Source organism: Massilia solisilvae (assembly GCF_024753215.1).
GTDB lineage: Bacteria > Pseudomonadota > Gammaproteobacteria > Burkholderiales > Burkholderiaceae_D > Telluria > Telluria solisilvae.
On the sequence record NZ_JANUGV010000001.1, the window covers coordinates 657,933 to 675,503 of the forward strand.

The 17,571-nt window shown below is 67.0% G+C and carries 11 protein-coding genes; 5 read left to right on the forward strand and 6 right to left on the reverse strand.

Annotation, left to right across the window (positions count from 1 at the left end; all coding sequences use genetic code 11):
- Positions 1–75: 75 nt before the first annotated feature.
- The 3 genes from NX773_RS02910 to NX773_RS02920 all read right to left on the reverse strand — a co-directional run bounded on the left by NX773_RS02910 (position 76) and on the right by NX773_RS02920 (position 5,262).
- A complete protein-coding gene (locus NX773_RS02910; RefSeq protein ID WP_258854880.1) occupies positions 76–2,472 on the reverse strand; it encodes a TonB-dependent receptor plug domain-containing protein in 2,397 nt (798 codons plus the stop codon).
- A 172-nt stretch (positions 2,473–2,644) separates the two neighbouring features.
- Positions 2,645–4,453 carry a M61 family metallopeptidase gene (locus NX773_RS02915; protein WP_258854881.1) on the reverse strand — a complete coding sequence of 603 codons (1,809 nt, stop codon included), beginning with the start codon at positions 4,451–4,453 and terminating at the stop codon, positions 2,645–2,647.
- A gap of 38 nt (positions 4,454–4,491) precedes the next feature.
- A complete protein-coding gene (locus NX773_RS02920) occupies positions 4,492–5,262 on the reverse strand; it encodes a PhzF family phenazine biosynthesis protein (protein WP_258854882.1) in 771 nt (256 codons plus the stop codon).
- Between the two features lie 84 nt (positions 5,263–5,346).
- On the opposite strand from NX773_RS02920, the gene NX773_RS02925 reads away from it, so the two are divergent.
- The gene (locus NX773_RS02925) at positions 5,347–8,502 is read left to right on the forward strand and encodes an error-prone DNA polymerase (protein WP_258854883.1); all 3,156 of its coding nucleotides are present in this window, start codon (positions 5,347–5,349) and stop codon (positions 8,500–8,502) included.
- Between the two features lie 13 nt (positions 8,503–8,515).
- Here the strand turns inward: NX773_RS02925 and NX773_RS02930 are convergent, their stop codons facing one another.
- Together NX773_RS02930 and NX773_RS02935 are read right to left on the reverse strand one after the other, a co-directional pair.
- On the reverse strand, positions 8,516–9,568 hold the full coding sequence (locus tag NX773_RS02930; protein ID WP_258854884.1) for a M48 family metallopeptidase: 1,053 nt from the start codon (positions 9,566–9,568) through the stop codon (positions 8,516–8,518).
- Between the two features lie 7 nt (positions 9,569–9,575).
- Positions 9,576–10,709, reverse strand: a complete 1,134-nt coding sequence (locus NX773_RS02935) for a YjgN family protein (RefSeq protein ID WP_258854885.1) — start codon at positions 10,707–10,709, stop codon at positions 9,576–9,578.
- Positions 10,710–11,057: 348 nt separating this feature from the next.
- On the opposite strand from NX773_RS02935, the gene NX773_RS02940 reads away from it, so the two are divergent.
- Positions 11,058–11,669: a hypothetical protein gene (locus NX773_RS02940; RefSeq protein WP_258855872.1), complete on the forward strand. Its 612-nt coding sequence runs from the start codon at positions 11,058–11,060 to the stop codon at positions 11,667–11,669.
- Here the strand turns inward: NX773_RS02940 and NX773_RS02945 are convergent.
- Entirely contained in the window at positions 11,666–13,267 is a 1,602-nt protein-coding gene (locus tag NX773_RS02945) for a methyl-accepting chemotaxis protein (protein WP_307728426.1), read from the reverse strand. The genes NX773_RS02940 and NX773_RS02945 overlap by 4 nt on opposite strands.
- A 352-nt stretch (positions 13,268–13,619) precedes the next feature.
- Between NX773_RS02945 and pyrG the strand changes: the two genes are divergently transcribed.
- The 3 genes from pyrG to eno all read left to right on the forward strand — a co-directional run bounded on the left by pyrG (position 13,620) and on the right by eno (position 17,548).
- A complete protein-coding gene (gene pyrG, locus NX773_RS02950) occupies positions 13,620–15,305 on the forward strand; it encodes a CTP synthase (RefSeq protein WP_258854886.1) in 1,686 nt (561 codons plus the stop codon).
- Complete coding sequence (gene kdsA, locus NX773_RS02955; RefSeq protein ID WP_258854887.1) at positions 15,302–16,156, forward strand: 3-deoxy-8-phosphooctulonate synthase; 855 nt, start codon at positions 15,302–15,304, stop codon at positions 16,154–16,156. The genes pyrG and kdsA overlap by 4 nt, the downstream gene beginning before the upstream one ends.
- Before the next feature lie 108 nt (positions 16,157–16,264).
- On the forward strand, positions 16,265–17,548 hold the full coding sequence (gene eno / locus NX773_RS02960) for a phosphopyruvate hydratase (protein WP_258821070.1): 1,284 nt from the start codon (positions 16,265–16,267) through the stop codon (positions 17,546–17,548).
- Positions 17,549–17,571: the final 23 nt, after the last annotated feature.

Consider the following 17,571-nt stretch of genomic DNA (forward strand, 5'->3'; position numbering starts at 1 on the left):
CCGCCCACGCGTTCAGGCAAAGCGTGCCGTGCTGAACGCGTGGGCAGGAAACCTGCCCACCCTACGTCCGGCGCGTCAGAACTTGTGCGACAGGCGCGCGAAGTACGAGGCGCCGTTCAGGCCGAACTGCACGCTTTCATACTTGAACCCGTTGTCGGTTTCGTCCGGGTTCTGCACGGTCGGGTGCACGTTGAAGATGTTGGTGCCGCCGACCGTCAGGCGGGTCTTGTCGGTGAACGACCAGGTGAACGCCAGGTCGGCCGAGGTCTTGGACGCGTAGTGCTGGTTCGGCACCGGCGGACCGGAGAACGTGCCCAGCGTCTGCGGGCCGAAGTGGATCACCTTGAAGTCGGTTTCCAGGCGCCCCAGCGTGTAGTCGAAGTCGAGCGTGGCCTTGTGGCGCGGGCCGCCCTGTTCGATGAACAGGCGCTCGCGCTCGGACAGCAGCACGTCCTCGTAGCCCTTGAGCGAGGCCGGTGCATGCACGCCGGTCACTTCGGTCTTCCCGATGTTCATCGCCAGGTAGGTGTTCAGCTTGCCCTCGCCGAGGGTTGCGCGGTTCGACACCGTCAGGTCCAGGCCCTGGGTGCGGGTGTCCACCGAGTTGACGAAGAACTGCGCCTGGCCTACGCCCAGCGCCGACAGGGTGGCGCCCAGGGCAGGGTAGTTGTCGGCGTCGAAGCGGCCCGACAGCACGATGCGACCGTCGATGTTGATGCGGTACAGGTCGGCGGTAATCGAGGTGGCGGTGGTCGGCGACCAGGTCATGCCCGCGGTGTAGCTCTTCGATTTCTCTTCATGCAGCTTGGGGATGCCGGCCGCGTTGGCGACCTTGCCGCCGTTCGGTGCCAGCACCACGTCCATCGGCACGCCGCTGATGAAGTCGGTGAAGGTGGACGAGAAGTAGGCCTGCTGCAGCGACGGCGCACGGAAGCCGGTGCTGGCCGAGGCGCGCAGCAGCACCCCGTCGGCGGCCTTGAAGGCGCCGGCCAGCTTGCCAGTGACGGTCGAGCCGAAGTCGGAGAAGTGCTCGTAGCGCACCGCCGTCTGCAGCTTGAAGCGCTGGGTCACGTCGGTCTCGACGTCGATGTAGGCGGCCTGGCTGTGGCGGTTGCGGTTGGTGGCGTCGCCCGGCTGGAAGCCCGGGAAGCCCTGGCTGCCGGCGTTGCCGCCCACGCCCACGCCGTCGGCGTCGATGTACGAGCCCGGTTCGCCGGCGAAGATCTGGTAGTTCTCTTTGCGGTACTCGAAGCCGAACGCCGCGTTCATCCCTTGCAGCACGCCCGGATAGAAGCGGCTGAAGTCGGCGTTGGTGGTGAGCTGGCGGAACGCGAAGCCGCCGGCGTCGAACGCGTTCGGGCTGATGCCCTTGCCGCCCTTGGACAGGTCGAGGTTGGCGATCGAGGCGTTGAGCGTATGCGTGATGTCGTAGCGCATGCGGTTCGAGCCGTAGGTCTGCGACAGGTCCATGTGCCAGTCGTCGCCGATGGTGCTGCGGTAGCCGAAGGTGGCGTAGCGGTCGTTGATGGTGCCGTTGATGAAGGGGACGAAGCCGTCCGGGTACATGGCGGCCGAGTTGCGCGACGGGATGTCGTCCGAGCCGATGCCGCCGCGCGCCCACGCGCCGGACGAGGCGTCGCGGTCTTGCGCGCCGGCGGTCAGGTAGAACTTGCCGGGGCCGGCAGGGAATTCGCCGTTCAGGTACACGGTCTGGTTCTTGACCTGGGTGTCGCCGATGATGCGCGGGTTGCCCGCTTCGGCCCGGTTGGAGCGGCCGCGGTTGGCGTATTCGCCGGTGATGCCCAGCACGCCGTCGGCCATCGCCACGCCGCAGTAGGCCGAGGCCAGATAGTTCTTGCCGTCGTGCTTGGAGTATTCGCCGGCGCCGAGGATGGTTTCGCAGCCCAGGCTCTTCTTCAGTTCGATGTTCAGCACGCCGGCGATCGCGTCCGAGCCGTATTGCGCGGCGGCGCCGTCGCGCAGCACCTGCACGTCCTTGATGGCCAGCAGCGGGATCGCGTTCATGTCGGTGCCGGTGTTGCCGCGGTTGCGCGCGCCGAACAGGTTCACCAGCGCGACCGTGTGGCGGCGCTTGCCGTTGACGAGCACCAGGGTCTGGTCCGAGCCCAGGCCGCGCAGGGCGGCCGAGTCCACCAGGTCGGCGCCGTCGGCGCCGGTCTGGCGCGTCGAGTTAAACGACGGCGAGATGTAGGTCAGGCTCTGGGCCAGGTCGAACTGGCCGCCTTGTTCCGCCACCTTGGTGAGCGGGATGAAATCGACCGGGACCGGGGTTTCGGTGCTCGAGGCGTTGCCGACGCGGCGCGAGCCGACCACGCTGACGGTCGGAACGACGTCGGCGCGGACTTGGGCTTCGCCCGTCTGGGCTTGGGCGGACGGGGCAAGCGCGGCGAGCGCGGCACCGCCGTAGAGGGCAGCAAGGACTGCCTGGCGTAGTTGCTTGGGTTGGGACACGGCACCTCCATTAGTAATGACGCCATGTTAGCCAACATTTATCTTGCAGCAAGCAAAGTGTGGAAAGCAAGCAACAGATTGTAGGGTGGGCGGGTTTCCCGCCCACGCGTTCAATCAGCGCATGTTCTGTTTGGACGCGTGGGCAGGAGACCTGCCCACCCTACCGATGTGACTATTTCTTTTCGTCCTTCGGCCACGCCACCCCCAGCCAGGCCGCGTTCAGGGCTTTCTGGTCGGTCGTCGGCTTGTCGAACGCCTTGATCCTGGCTTTGCCCTTGGGCTGCAGCACCGGGTTCAGGTCCAGTTCGCGCAGCTCGTCGCGGCGGAACAGGTGCACTTTGAACGGGCCGGCTTTGGCCAGCGACAGCTTGTCGCCCAGGTCCTTCGCGCTCACGCGCAGCCCGTTGACCGCCACCAGCGTGTCGCCGGCCACCACGCCGGCCTTCCATGCCGGGCTGTCGCGCTCGACCTCGGTCACCAGCGCCGGGTCGCTGCCGTCCTTCACGCGCCAGCCGGCCCACCATTCCTGCTTGTCCTCGGCGTCCTTGGGCACGTCCACCAGGTAGCGCTCGCCCACCGTTTGCAGCAGCGTCTCGAACGGGATCTCGGCCTTGCCATCGACGTACTGGCTCCACCAGCCGCTCCAGTCCTGGCCGCTCACCTGCCTGAGCGCGGCCTTGATGTGGGCCGCGTCGTAGCCGCCCTGCGCCACCGAGTGCTGCTCGAACAGGATGCGATGCACGTCTTCCAGGCCCTTGGCCCCCTTGGTTTGCCGGCGCAGTTCCAGGTCCATTGCCAGGCCCAGCAGCTGGCCCTTGTTGTAGATGTTGACCTGGGCGTTGCGCGCGCGCTCGCCGCCCTGGGCGATCCATTCGTCAAAGCTCGCTTCGCTGGCGCTTTGCTGGAAGCGGCCCGGCTGGTGCAGGTAGTCGTCGATTTCCTTGGCGAAGCTTTCCATGAATTCGTCGCGCTTTTGCAGCCCGGCGCGCAGCGTGATCAGCTCTTCGAAGTAGGAGGTGTTGCCCTCGGCGACCCACAGCAAGGGGTTGTAGTTCTCGCGCTGGTAATCGTAGGGCACCATTTCCTTGGGCCGGTAGGCTTTCACGTTCCAGGTGTGGAAGAACTCGTGCGCGGCGGTGTTCAGGAAGCCGAGGTAGTCCTTGCGCTTGTGGAACATCCAGCGCGGGCGCTGGATCACGGTCGAGTTGATGTGCTCGGTCGCGCCGCCGACGCCGTCGGTCGCATGCACGATGAACAGGTAGCGTTGCTGGAACGGGTACTTGCCGCCGTACAGCTGGCCGGTCTGGTGCACAATTTTGTTCAGGTCGGCCACCATCTGCTTGCTGTCATAGTTGCCGCGGCCCCAGATGGCGACGTCGATCTGCTTGCCGTCCACGTGCGAGGTGTAGAACTCGTGGATACCGGTCTCGATCGGCGAGTCGATCAGCACGTCGTAGTTGGGCGCCACAAAACAGTGGGCGCCGCAGGCGCCGTTGTCCATGCCCGAGCGCGACTGCCAGCCGGCCGGCACGTCCAGCTTCACGGCCACCGGTTGCTGGCGGTAGGCGTCGGCGTACACGAACACGCCCGAGGCATCGAGGTAGGCGTGGGTGTCGTCGATGTGGCGGGTGCGCTCGCCCAGCACGTTGGCGTACAGCTCGTACACCACGGTGACCTTGTCGCCGGGGCGGGTCTGCACGCGCCAGGTGCCCTTGTCGGTTTTGGCGACCGGCAGCTCCTCGCCCTTGTCGTTGACGGCCTTGAACTGGCGCACGCCGTTGGCCAGGTTCAGGATCTGGTAGCGGCCGGTGCGCCAGTTCGGCATGTGCACGTCCAGCGTGCTGCTTGTGGCGGCCGGGAAGCTGGCGCGCACCTCGGCCAGGTGCTGGGCGGCGTTGGCGATGCGCAGCTGGTAATCGACGTCGGCATGGGCAGCGCCGAACAGCAGGGACAGGCAGGAGGCGAGGAGGGCTCGTTTCATGTATGCGCTCTGGGAAAGTTAAGTTGCGAAAGTGTAACTCAGGCCGGCTCGGCTGCGCCGCCGACGAGCACGGCGTGGCCTTCGAGGCGGGTGCGGATCAGGCAGTCGCGGCCGGTGGCGCGGCCCTGCAGCAGCTCGATGCCATGGCCGAGCAGGGTGGTCAGGGCGCCGGCCGCCACGCCGGTGGCACTGTCTTCGAGCAGCGGGTCGAGGTGGTTGAAGTTGCGGCCCTCGTAGCGGCCGTCGGCGCGCCGGCACCAGGCGTAGATGCCGTTCACGCCGTTGGCCTTGCCCCAGGCGGTGATCGCGGCCAGGTCCGGCTGCAGGGCGTGGAGGACGGCTTCGTCGGCCACTTCCACCAGCAGCTTGGGGCTGCCGACCGAGGCCACGCGCGCGCTGCTGGCCGGGGTGAAGCCGGGCGTGCGCAGCAGGGTGGCCAGGTCGGGCAGGGCCGGCTGCGGGGCGGCCTGCGCGTCCAGGCGCACGAAGTAGCCGTCGCCATCGCGCGACAGCAGCAGGCGCTGGCCCTGCATCGCGGTGGCGACGGTCAGGGGCTGGTCCGCCAGCAGCACGCGCGCGGCAGCCAGCGTGGCGTGCAGGCACAGGGGACTGCGCGTGTGCGGATACTGGTAGTCGAGCGTGGCGGCCACGCCCGGTTCGGCAGGCGCGTCGATGAAGACGCAGGTGGTGGCGCGCTCGCGCGCGAAGGCGGCGCGCGCCTCCTGGCCGGCCGGGCCGTCCTCGATCACCAGCGCCGGGTTGCCGGCGCCCGGCGCCGCGCCAAAGCATGTCAGTTCGTGTATCCGCATCGTTCCCCCTTCGGTTATACTGTGTTTTTATACAGTAGTTTTATTCTCTGCAGAAATTTTAACGTTTTTGCAGCTTGCGTTCCGATGACTCCCCCGATTGCCGGCCTGCCCGCCTATGCGGAGCTGTTCTGCCTGTCCAATTTCTCGTTCCTGCAGGGCGCGTCCCATGCCGAGGAGCTGGTGGCGCGCGCAGTGCGGCTGGGTTACCACGCGCTGGCGCTGACCGACGAATGCTCGCTGGCCGGCGTGGTGCGCGCCCATGCCGAGGCCAAGCGCGCCGCTCTGCCGTTCATCGTCGGCGCGCACTTTCACCTGGAGGGCGGGCCTTCGCTGGTGCTGCTGGCGCAGAACCGCAACGGTTACGGCAACCTGTCCGAACTCATCACGCTCGGGCGCACGCGCAGCGAGAAGGGCACCTACCTGCTCACGCCCGACGATATCGCCAATCCCGGCGCCGGATTCGGGCACCTGAAGGGCATGCCCGACTGCCTGGCGATCCTGCTGCCGGCCTATCCGGCGCACGAGGCGCAGCACGTGGACCGCCTGCACGCGCAGGCGGCGTGGATGGCGGCCCAGTTCCCGGGGCGCGCGTGGATCGGGCTGAACCTGCTGCACCGCGCGTTCGACGACGCGCACCGCATGGCGCTGGAGGAGGTGGGCTGGCAGCACCAGCTGCCGCTGGTGGCGGTGGGCCACGTGGTGATGCACGTGCGTTCAAGGAAGCCCTTGCAGGACACGCTGACCGCGACCCGGCTCGGCAAGCCGGTGGCCGAGTGCGGCTATGGCCTGGCGCAGAACGCCGAGCAGCACCTGCGCGCGCGCCTGCGCCTGGCCAACATCTACCCGCGCGCGGCGCTGGAAGAAACGCTGCGCATCGCCGGCCTGTGCACGTTTTCGCTCGACGAGCTGCGCTACGAATACCCGAACGAGGTGGTGCCGGCGGGCGAGACCGCAGCCAGCTTTTTGCGCCGCGAGACCTACATCGGCGCGCACCGCCGCTTTCGCGAAGGGATCCCGGCCAAGGTGCAGGCCCAGGTCGAGCACGAGCTGCAGCTCATCGCCGAAATGGGCTACGAGCATTACTTTCTGACGGTGTACGACATCGTGCGCTTCGCGCGCTCGAACAACATCCTGTGCCAGGGGCGCGGCTCGGCCGCCAATTCGGCGGTGTGCTATTGCCTGGGCATCACCGAGGTGGACCCGGCGCGCGCCAACCTGCTGTTCGAGCGCTTCATCTCCAAAGAGCGCAACGAGCCGCCCGACATCGACGTCGACTTCGAGCACCAGCGGCGCGAGGAGGTGATCCAGTACATCTACAACAAGTACGGGCGCACCCGCGCGGCGCTGGCGGCGGTGGTGATCAGCTACCGGCCCAAGAGCGCGCTGCGCGACGCCGGGCGCGCGCTGGGCATCGACCTGGCGATCGTGGAAAAGGTGAGCAAGACCCACCACTGGTTCGACAGCCGCGCCGACCTGCTCAACCGCCTGGCCGAGGCCGGGCTCGACCCCGAGGCGCCGGCCTCGCAACAGTGGGCCACGCTGGCCAACCAGCTGCTCGGCTTTCCGCGCCACCTGTCGCAGCACCCGGGCGGGTTCGTGATCGCGCAGGGCAAGCTGTCGCGCCTGGTGCCGATCGAGAACGCGACCATGATCGACCGCAGCGTGATCCAGTGGGACAAGGACGACCTGGAGGAGCTGGGCCTGATGAAGGTGGACGTGCTGGCGCTGGGCATGCTGTCGATGCTGCGCCGCGCGCTCGAGCTGGTCAGTCAGCGCCACGGCACGGTGTTCGAGATGCAGGACATCCCGCCGGACGACGCCGCCACCTACGACATGATCTGCGCGGCCGACACGGTGGGCGTGTTCCAGATCGAGTCGCGCGCGCAGATGAGCATGCTGCCGCGGATGCTGCCGCGCCGCTTCTACGACCTGGTGATCGAGGTGGCGGTGGTGCGCCCCGGCCCGATCCAGGGCGGCATGGTGCACCCCTACCTGCGCCGGCGCCAGGGGCTGGAGCCGGTGCATTACCCGAGCGAGGAAATGAAGCTGGCGCTGGAGCGCACCCTGGGCGTGCCGATCTTCCAGGAGCAGGTGATGCAGGTGGCGATCCTGGGCGCCGGGTTTTCGCCGGGCGAGGCGGACCAGCTGCGGCGCGCGATGGCGGCCTGGAAGCGCAAGGGCGGGCTCGAAAAATACTACGACCGCATCGTGCGCGGCATGCTCGAACGCGGCTATGAGCTCGCGTTCGCCGAGGCCATCTTCAGCCAGATCCAGGGCTTTGGCGAATACGGCTTTCCCGAGTCGCACGCGGCCAGCTTTGCCTTGCTGGCCTACGCCAGCGCCTGGATCAAGTGCCACGAGCCGTCCGCGTTCCTGTGCGCGCTGCTCAACAGCCAGCCGATGGGGTTCTACAGCCCGTCGCAGCTGGTGCAGGACGCCAGGCGCCACGGCATCGAGGTGCGGCCGGTGGACGTGACCATCAGCGGCTGGGAATCGGCGCTGGAAGAGATTGCCGACGTGGCGGGTGGGACGCAGCCGGCGGTGCGGCTCGGGCTCGCATTGGTGCGCGGGATGAGCAAGGAGGCGGCGCTGGCCATCGAGGAAGCGCGCGCGATCCGGCCGTTCGACAGCGTGGCCGACCTGGCGCGGCGCGCGCACCTGGACCGCGCCGACCTGCAGGTGCTGGCCGCCTCCAACGCGCTCAAGCCGCTGGCCGGGCACCGGCGCGAAGCGCTGTGGCAGGCGGTGGGCGCGGTGCCGGACAAGGACCTGCTGCGCCCGGCCGCGCCACGCGAGGAGACGCCGGTGCTGCCCGCGCCGTCCGAGGGCGACGAGATCGTGGGCGACTACCGCGCGCAGGGACTCACGTTGGGGCGGCACCCGCTGGCGCTGCTGCGGCCGCACCTGCTGGCGCGGCGCTTCATGCCCGCATCCACGCTGATGGACTACCAGGACGGCCAGCTGGCGCGCGCCTGCGGCATCGTCACGGTGCGCCAGCGGCCCGGCACCGCCAAGGGCGTGCTGTTCATGACGCTGGAGGACGAGACCGGCAACGTGAACCTGATCGTCTGGCCCGACCTGGTGGAAAAGCAGCGGCGCGAGGTGCTGAACGCGCCGTTGCTGGGGGTGTATGGCATCTGGCAGCGGCAGGGCGAGGTGCGGCACCTGGTGGCGCGGCGGCTGGTGGACATGTCGGCGCTGCTGGGGCGGCTGGATACGCGCAGCCGCGATTTTTGCTGACGGGTGGCGCCGGTCAGCGGCCCTGCGCCGAGAGCAGCCGCTCGATGCGCTCGGCGCTGGACGGATGGCTGGCCGTGTATTCGAGGCTCTTCGACAGCCAGCGCGGCATGCTGCGCGTCGCCCGTGCGCGCGGTGTGTTTTCCAGCTCGTAGAACAGGTCGGCCAGCGGTTCGGTCGGCATGCCCTGCGCATGCAGCGCCTTGATGGCGTACAGGTCGGCCTCGGTCTCCATCGCGCGCGAATAGCTCGTCTTCATCAGCACCGCCGGCACGCCCGCAACGGCGGCGCTGAAGTCGCCGAACAGCGCCGCCGACAAGGCCGCGGTGAGCGACGTACGCGCGAGCGTACGGGCGCTGTGGCGCTGCTCGATGTGCCCGATCTCGTGCGCCAGCACGCCGGCCAGCTGCGCGGTTTCGCCGCTGCCGAAGTCGGCCCGCTTGCCGAGGATGAGCTTGACCATGTCGTCGGTGAGCACGATGGTCCCGTCCGGAAGCGCGAGCGCGTTCGCGCCCAGCGCGCGCGAGCTGCGCACCAGCAGGCGGATCGGCACGCGTGGATGCGGCGGCATTACCCGCGCCATCACGTTGTCGATGGCGGCAAGGCGCTGGTCGGAGAACCGCGATTGCGTCAGGATCTGCTGCCTTTCCAGGCTCGCCAGCACGCTCTTGCCCATGCTGGCGTCCACGCTTGCAGGCAGGCGCGCCGCGATCATCTCGGTGGCCGCCGGCAGGCCCCACAGCAGGGTCGCGGCCAGCACCAGCAACAGCAGCACCAGCGCGGCCAGCGCCGCCGGCCAGCGGGCCTGCCACCGCACCACCGGCGTCGCGCGGTAGCCGAGCGCGCCCGCAAGCTCGGCGTGCGCCGCGCCGGTCACCTCGCAGCGTGCGCCGTCGCTGAAGTACACCACGGCCGGCGCACCGGCGAACGGCTCGGCCAGCCGTGCCTGTCCGCTGGGGTAGATCCGCGCTATCCCAGGGCCCGCCACCACGACCGTGCCGGCGCTGGTTTCAAGTTCGACCCGGTGCATGCGGGCGCTCTGGCCATCGAAGTAGATCGCGCTGGTCATCGATGCCTCACCACGAAATGTCCACGCCAATGAAGTCGGCCGCGCCGTCGCCGGCAGCGCCGGCCTGGCGCGGCGCGGCGCCGCCCAGCACCTCATCGAATTCGCCCTGCACCTGGACCGACAAATGCTCGGCGCGGTAGCGATACACGTTGACGACGGCAAATGGCCTGTACAGGCCGAGCGTAAGCAGCGTCAGCAGGACATTGACCGCCTGCAGCCGCAGCATCCCCCATGCCTTCATGCTTGACTCGATGCGCACACCCGCGAACGAGGTGCTCGACCAGACAAGGTTGTTGATGCGCACGTGCATGTAAGGCGCGGCTGCCAGGAACACGACATAGCCGCCGAGCGCTCCGCTAATCACGGTAAGGACCCAGTTCCCGGCCCCGCTCATCATGGCGGCCTTGCTCAGGTGGGTCACGCCCAGCCGTGCTGCGGTCGAAATCACCAGGGTGATGACGACCCCGAGCACAATCCACAGCGCGCACATGAGGTATGGCCCGTAGAACTTCCATGGGCGCACCCCGTAGCGCGCCTGCTGGTCGCCGTACAGGATGTTCGCGTGCTGGTAACGCTTCATCCTGCCGTGCATGAGCGGCCAGCCGAGGTACAGGAGCATGACGGCAGCGGCAAGCCGGCTTCTCGGATCCATGGCCAGCAGCGCGCCCGGCAGCAGCACGGTCAGCGCCGGCGGCAGGTAGGCCAGGTAGGCGCCGCGCACGCTGCCGCCAAATCCGAACGGCAGGCCACGGTAGGCAGTGTTGGACAGCCTGAACCTGAGCGCCGAATGCATCAGGAACGGCAGCCAGAGAATCAGGGCTGCGGCGAAGCCAGCGCCGACCGCGAGCGAAAACCCGAACGCGTATTGGTAGCCGAGTAGCAGGGCCACGGCGATCAGGCGCCCCTTGAGGATGGACTTCGGGTCGCCGGTGAAGTCGAAGCAAGCGCCGGCCAGTTGGGTATTGCGATAGAAGTACTGCAACCTGCGCACCTTCGCCCACGCCGAATAGATGCCGAGCGTGGCCACCGTCAGCAGCAGGTTGACGATCCAGATGCGGAAGTACTCGTTGCCGCTGCCGGTAAAAGCCAGCGCCAGCCGCCGGGGTTCCGGCAGGGCGGGCTCCTCAGGTTGCGGCTGCATCGCAGTCTCGGCGCCTGTCTCCTGTAGGTTATGCATGATGCGTAAGGGCTTTCTGGGCAGTGGGCGAAACCGCAAGTCTAACGTGCAGGCCACCGGGTTTGTTATTCTTGCTACCCTTTTTTTGGACAGTCGTTCTCCCGGCCAGCAGTGGCCGGCGCCGCCGGACGAGCGCACCGCCCGGGGGGGCCGCGCGCGCCTTCGGCCGGGTCGGGGGAATCGCCGCCAGACCACTGGCGCATCGTGTCTCTTTTCGCGTTCTCGTTCTGTCTCTTTTTGTCGATTTTGAACTCATCGCTGAGATGAGACTCAAATCGACAGGAAGAGACAAAACGAGAAAGGAAAAAGAGAATGGATGCGCCATCCGAGTTCCTGGCCCCCACCCACGCGCTGCGCCGCCTTGCCGCCTTTCTCAAGGAAAAGGGCAGCAAACTGTCCACTTCCGACGCCGCCACCATGGCCATCAACCAGTGGATCGCATGCGAGCGCGGCCAATTCACGTCGCTCGCGCCCACGCCCACGCGCGGCTATCAATGGAAGACGTTGTTTTTGCCCGAGGGTACTGAACTTCGCGCAACAATGAATGGCGAAACGGCCTATGCCCGGGTGGAAGGCGACGACCTGCGCTACCGCGGGCGCGCGGTGTCGCCACGCCAAATGCTGCTCGACCTGGGTGGCAAGGGCCGCAACGCCTGGCGCGAGGTCTGGGTGCTGCTGCCAGGCGAGCGCAAGTGGCAGCCGGCCTCGCGCCTGCGCCGGGTGGCAGAAGGCGAGGCGCCTGCGCGTTTGGTGTCGCCGGCCGAAGCGATGTCGGCCGCTGCGGCATGCATGTCCGAAACCCTGAAGACAGCGCTGGCCCTGGTCGAGCAAGCCAACCAGCAAGCCTTGCCCGCTTTCGAGCGCCGCACTTCTCCGCAGCGCCGCGCCAGCGACGCGCTGGGCGACGACGTGCCGTTGGACTAGGCGGGCAGCGCGAGCGCCACCGTGCGCGCCGGCGGCGCGACCGGCCTTGCCCCCAGGTCCAGCTTGAACACGCCAACCGCCTGCGCCAGGCTGTCTGCCTGTTCCTGCATCGAGGTTGCCGCGGCCGCCGCTTCCTCCACCAATGCCGCATTTTGCTGGGTCGCCTGGTCCATCTGCCCGATCGCCTGGTTGACCTGCTCGATACCGCTGGTCTGCTCCTGGCTGGCGCTGGTGATCTCGGCCATGATGTCGGTCACGCGGGCGATGCTGGTCACCACCTGTTCCATCGTCGCGCCGGCCTCGTCCACCAGCCGGGTGCCGGTTGCCACCTTGCCCACCGAGTCGTCGATCAGCGCCTTGATCTCCTTGGCCGCCGCCGCCGAACGCTGCGCCAGCGTGCGCACTTCACCCGCCACCACCGCAAAGCCGCGCCCCTGTTCCCCGGCGCGCGCCGCCTCCACCGCGGCGTTCAGCGCCAGAATGTTGGTCTGGAACGCGATGCCATCGATCACGCCGATGATGTCGACAATCTTGCGCGAGGACTCGCTGATCGAGGCCATGGTGGTGGTGACCTGGCTGGCCACGATGCCGCATTCGGTGGCCACCCGCGACGCTTCGATCGACAGCTGGTTGGCATGGCGCGCATTCTCGGCGTTGTTGCGCACGGTGCCGGTCAGCTCTTCCATCGACGCGGCGGTCTCTTCCAGCGAGCTGGCCTGCTGCTCGGTGCGGGACGACAGATCCAGGTTGCCGGCGCTGATTTCGGCCGACGCGGTGGCGATCGCGTGGGTGCCGCTACGCACCTGCGACACGATCGCCACCAGGCTGTCGTTCATGTGGCCCAGCGCGCGCAGCAAGGCGCCGGTTTCGTCGCCGGTGGCCGCGTCGATGCGGTGGGTCAGGTCGCCGGCGGCCACGGTCTCGGCCACCTGCACCGCCGTGCGGATCGGTCGCGTGATGCTGCGCGTCAGGAACCAGGCAAACAGCGCGCCCAGCGCCACCGCCAGCACCGCCAGGCCCACCACCAACTGCATCCCCAGCGCCTGGTTGTGCTGGTTTTCCTGGGCATGCTGGTCCATGCTGGCGCGCTGCAAGGTCACCAGTTCGTCCAGGATCGCCATGTAGTTGTTCGCCGACGGCGTGTATTGCTCCTCGAGCACCTTGACCGCCAGTTCCTGGTTGCCCTCGGTTTTCGCTTTCATCGCCGCATTCACCGCATCTCGGTAGCGCTTGCGCTCGACCATCATCTTCGCGTACAGCGCCTTTTCCGCATCGGTCGTGATCATCGGCTCGATTTGCTTGATCAGCTCGGCGGTCTTGCCGGTCGTCATCGCCGCATCGTCCTTGAAATAGGCGACCAGCGACGGGTCGTTGCTCTTGACGATGGCCGCGGTGCGGCGCACGGCGGTGTAGATGTACTTGTTCCATTCCGCGATCATGCGGTCCTTGGCGATCGGTTGCGCCATCGCCGCCGTCGCCGCGGATGTTTCGTTCATCCGCCAGAAGGCGACCGCCGCGATCAGGACGGTCATGGCCAGGACCAGCGCAAAACCGATCCCGAGCCGCTTGCCAATATTCAGGTTGGCGAAAAAGCCCATTGCATCAACTCTCCAAAAACGCGCCACCCGTCGGGCGCGGGGGAAGAGTGTAAGTTCTTTGTGGAAACATGACTTGCATTTGGGAACATTTTTCACAAAAAACATCGGCGCCGACACCTTCTGTGGCGAGGACGGAACAGTCCGTCTCGCAGCGCGAACCGCCCCCGGACCGTTCGCGCAGGCAGCCCACAAAACCAGCGCCGGCGCGTTGGTGCTAACCTGCGCCCTTGGCCGGCGCGGGCCGGCAAAACGGGGCCCGATCGGCCTCCTGTTACGTTGACTTGGAGAAGTATTGGTGGGTTTAAGGTATAATTTCAATTTCCCGCGCGTGCCGTTCGGCACCTTCAGCACAATGACCAAATTTGTCTTCGTCACCGGCGGTGTGGTGTCTTCCCTGGGCAAGGGGATCGCAGCCGCCTCCCTCGCCGCGATCCTCGAATCGCGCGGCCTCAAAGTCACCATGCTCAAGCTCGACCCGTACATCAACGTCGACCCGGGCACGATGAGCCCCATGCAGCACGGCGAAGTGTTCGTCACCGATGACGGCGCCGAGACCGACCTCGACCTCGGCCACTACGAGCGCTTCATCAGCACCCGCATGAAGAAGGTGAACAACTTCACCACCGGCCAGATCTACGAATCGGTGATCCGCAAGGAACGCCGCGGCGAATACCTCGGCAAGACCGTGCAGGTGATCCCGCACATCACCAACGAAATCCAGGACTACATCCGCCGCGGCGCCGAAGGCGTGGACGTGGCGCTGGTCGAAATCGGCGGCACCGTGGGCGACATCGAATCGCTGCCGTTCCTGGAAGCGGCGCGCCAGCTGTCGCTGCGCGTGGGCCGCAAGTCGGCCGCGTTCGTGCACCTGACCCTGGTGCCGTATATCGCCTCGGCCGGCGAACTGAAGACCAAACCGACCCAGCACAGCGTGCAAAAGCTGCGCGAGATCGGCATCTCGCCCAACGCGCTCCTGTGCCGCGCCGACCGCCGCATCCCCGACGACGAGCGCGCCAAGATCTCGTTGTTCGCCAACGTCGAGGAACCGGCCGTGATCTCGGTGTGGGACGTGGACACCATCTACAAGGTGCCGCAGGTACTGCACGACCAGGGCCTGGACGACATCATCTGCGAGGCGCTCGACATCCAGGCGCCGCCGGCCGACCTGTCGGTCTGGTCCAAGCTGATCTACACGATGGAGCACCCCAAGCACGAGGTGACCATCGCCATGGTCGGCAAGTACGTCGACCTGACCGAGTCGTACAAGTCGCTGACCGAGGCCCTGCGCCACGCCGGCATCCACACCGAATCGAAGGTCAACATCGAATACATCGACTCGGAAGAGATCGAAACCCGTGGCACCGCCGGGCTGGAGAAGTACGACGCGATCCTGGTGCCGGGCGGCTTCGGCAAGCGCGGCGTGGAAGGCAAGATCCTGGCCGCCCGCTTCGCCCGCGAGAACAAGATCCCCTACCTGGGCATCTGCCTGGGCATGCAGGTCGCGCTGATCGAATACGCGCGCCACATGGCCGGCCTGCCCAACGCCAACTCGACCGAGTTCGATCCGGACACCGACCAGCCGGTGGTGGCCCTGATCACCGAGTGGCAGAACCACGACGGCAAGGTCGAAAAGCGCGACGTCAACTCCGACCTGGGCGGCACCATGCGCCTGGGTGCGCAGACCTGCGCGGTCAAGCCGGGCACGCTCGCGTCCGAAATCTACGGCAGCGTGGTCACCGAGCGCCACCGCCACCGCTACGAGGCCAACAACTTCTACCTGCCCAAGGTCGAGGCGGCCGGTATGGTGGTGGCCGCGCGCACCCCCAACGAAGACCTGTGCGAGATCATGGAACTGCCGCGCACCGGCGAGAACAGCCACCCGTGGTACATGGGCGTGCAGTACCATCCGGAGTTCAAATCGACCCCGCGCGCCGGCCATCCGCTGTTCACCTCGTTCATCCAGGCAGCCCTGGCACACCAGGCCGCCAACACCCGCACTGCCGCCAACACGCCCGCGGTAGAAGGAGACGCTGCATGAAGCTTTGCGGATTCGAAGCCGGCCTTGACCAGCCGATCTTCCTGATCGCCGGCACCTGCGTGATCGAGTCCGAGCAGCTGGCGCTGGACGTGGCCGGCACGCTCAAGGAGATCACCAGCGCGCTGGGCATCCCGTTCATCTACAAGTCCTCGTTCGACAAGGCCAACCGCTCGTCGGGCAAGTCGTTCCGCGGCCCGGGCATGGAAAAGGGCCTCGCGATCCTGGCCACCGTGAAGAAGCAGATCGGCGTACCGGTCCTGACCGACGTGCACACCGAGGACGAGATTGCCGAAGTGGCGAGCGTGGTCGACGTGCTGCAGACCCCGGCCTTCCTGTGCCGCCAGACCGACTTCATCAACGCATGCGCGCGTTCCGGCAAGCCGGTCAACATCAAGAAGGGCCAGTTCCTGGCCCCGGGCGACATGAAGAACGTGATCGACAAGGCACGCGCCGCCGCGCGCGAAGCGGGCCTTAACGAAGACAATTTCATGGCCTGCGAACGCGGCGCCTCGTTCGGCTACAACAACCTGGTGTCGGACATGCGCAGCCTGGCCATCATGCGCGAATCGAATTGCCCGGTGGTGTTCGACGCCACCCACTCGGTGCAGCTGCCGGGCGGGCAGGGCACGTCCTCGGGCGGCCAGCGCGAGCACATCCCGGTGCTGTCGCGCGCGGCGGTTGCCGCCGGCGTGGCCGGCCTGTTCATGGAGACCCACCCGAACCCGGCGGTGGCCATGTCGGACGGCCCCAACGCGATGCCGCTCGGGCGCATGAAGGAACTGCTCACCACGCTGGTCGAGATCGACCGCGTGGTCAAGCGCGCCGGCTTCATCGAACACAGCTTCAAGTAAATGCCAACCCCGGCCCGCTCCACACGCACGTCGTCCCCGCGCAGGCGGGGACCCATGCTGAGCCTGCGTGCCCGCAACGCTTTCTAATCCTCGGAGACCATAAAAAACATGAGTGCCATCGTTGACATCATCGGCCGCGAAATCATCGACTCGCGCGGCAACCCCACCGTCGAATGCGACGTGCTGCTCGAATCGGGCGTGATGGGCCGCGCCGCGGTGCCGTCCGGCGCCTCGACCGGCTCGCGCGAAGCGATCGAACTGCGCGACGGCGACCCCAAGCGCTACTTCGGCAAGGGCGTGCTGCAAGCCTGCGAAAACATCAACACCGAGATCAGCGAAGCGATCATGGGCCTGGACGCCAATGAGCAAGCCTTCCTGGACCGCACCCTGATCGACCTGGACGGCACCGAGAACAAGAGCCGCCTGGGCGCCAACGCCATGCTGGCCGTCTCGATGGCGGTGGCCAAGGCCGCCGCCGAAGAAGCCGGCCTGCCGCTGTACCGCTACTTCGGCGGCTCGGGCGCGATGCAGATGCCGGTGCCGATGATGAACGTCATCAACGGCGGCGCCCACGCCGACAACAACCTGGACATCCAGGAATTCATGATCATCCCGGTCGGCGCACCCTCGTTCAAGGAAGCGATCCGCTACGGCGCCGAGGTGTTCCACACCCTGAAGAAGATCCTGCACAGCAAAGGCCTGACCACCGCGGTCGGCGACGAAGGCGGCTTTGCCCCGTCGGTCGCCAACCACGAAGAAGCGATCAAGCTGATCATGCAAGCGATCGACCAGGCCGGCTACGTGGCCGGCCAGGACATCGCCATCGGCCTGGACTGCGCCGCCAGCGAGTTCTACAAGGACGGCAAGTACCACCTCGAAGGCGAAGGGCTGGTCCTGTCGGCCACCGACTTCACCAACCTCCTGGCCACCTGGTGCGACAAGTACCCGATCATTTCGATCGAAGACGCGATGGCCGAAGGCGACTGGGAAGGCTGGAAGATCCTGACCGACGCGCTGGGCAAGAAGGTGCAGCTGGTCGGCGACGATTTGTTCGTCACCAACACCAAGATCCTGAAAGAGGGCATCCAGAAGGGCATCGCCAACTCGATCCTCATCAAGATCAACCAGATCGGCACCCTGACCGAGACCTTCGCCGCCATTGAAATGGCCAAGCGCGCCGGCTACACCGCCGTGATCTCGCACCGCTCGGGCGAGACCGAGGACTCGACCATCGCCGACATCGCGGTTGGCCTGAACGCCCTGCAGATCAAGACCGGCTCGATGTCGCGCTCGGACCGCATGGCCAAGTACAACCAGCTGCTGCGCATCGAGGAAGACCTGGGCGACATCGCCAGCTACCCGGGCCGCGACGCGTTCTACAACCTGAAGTAAGCGACCCAAGGACCGGCCAGCGC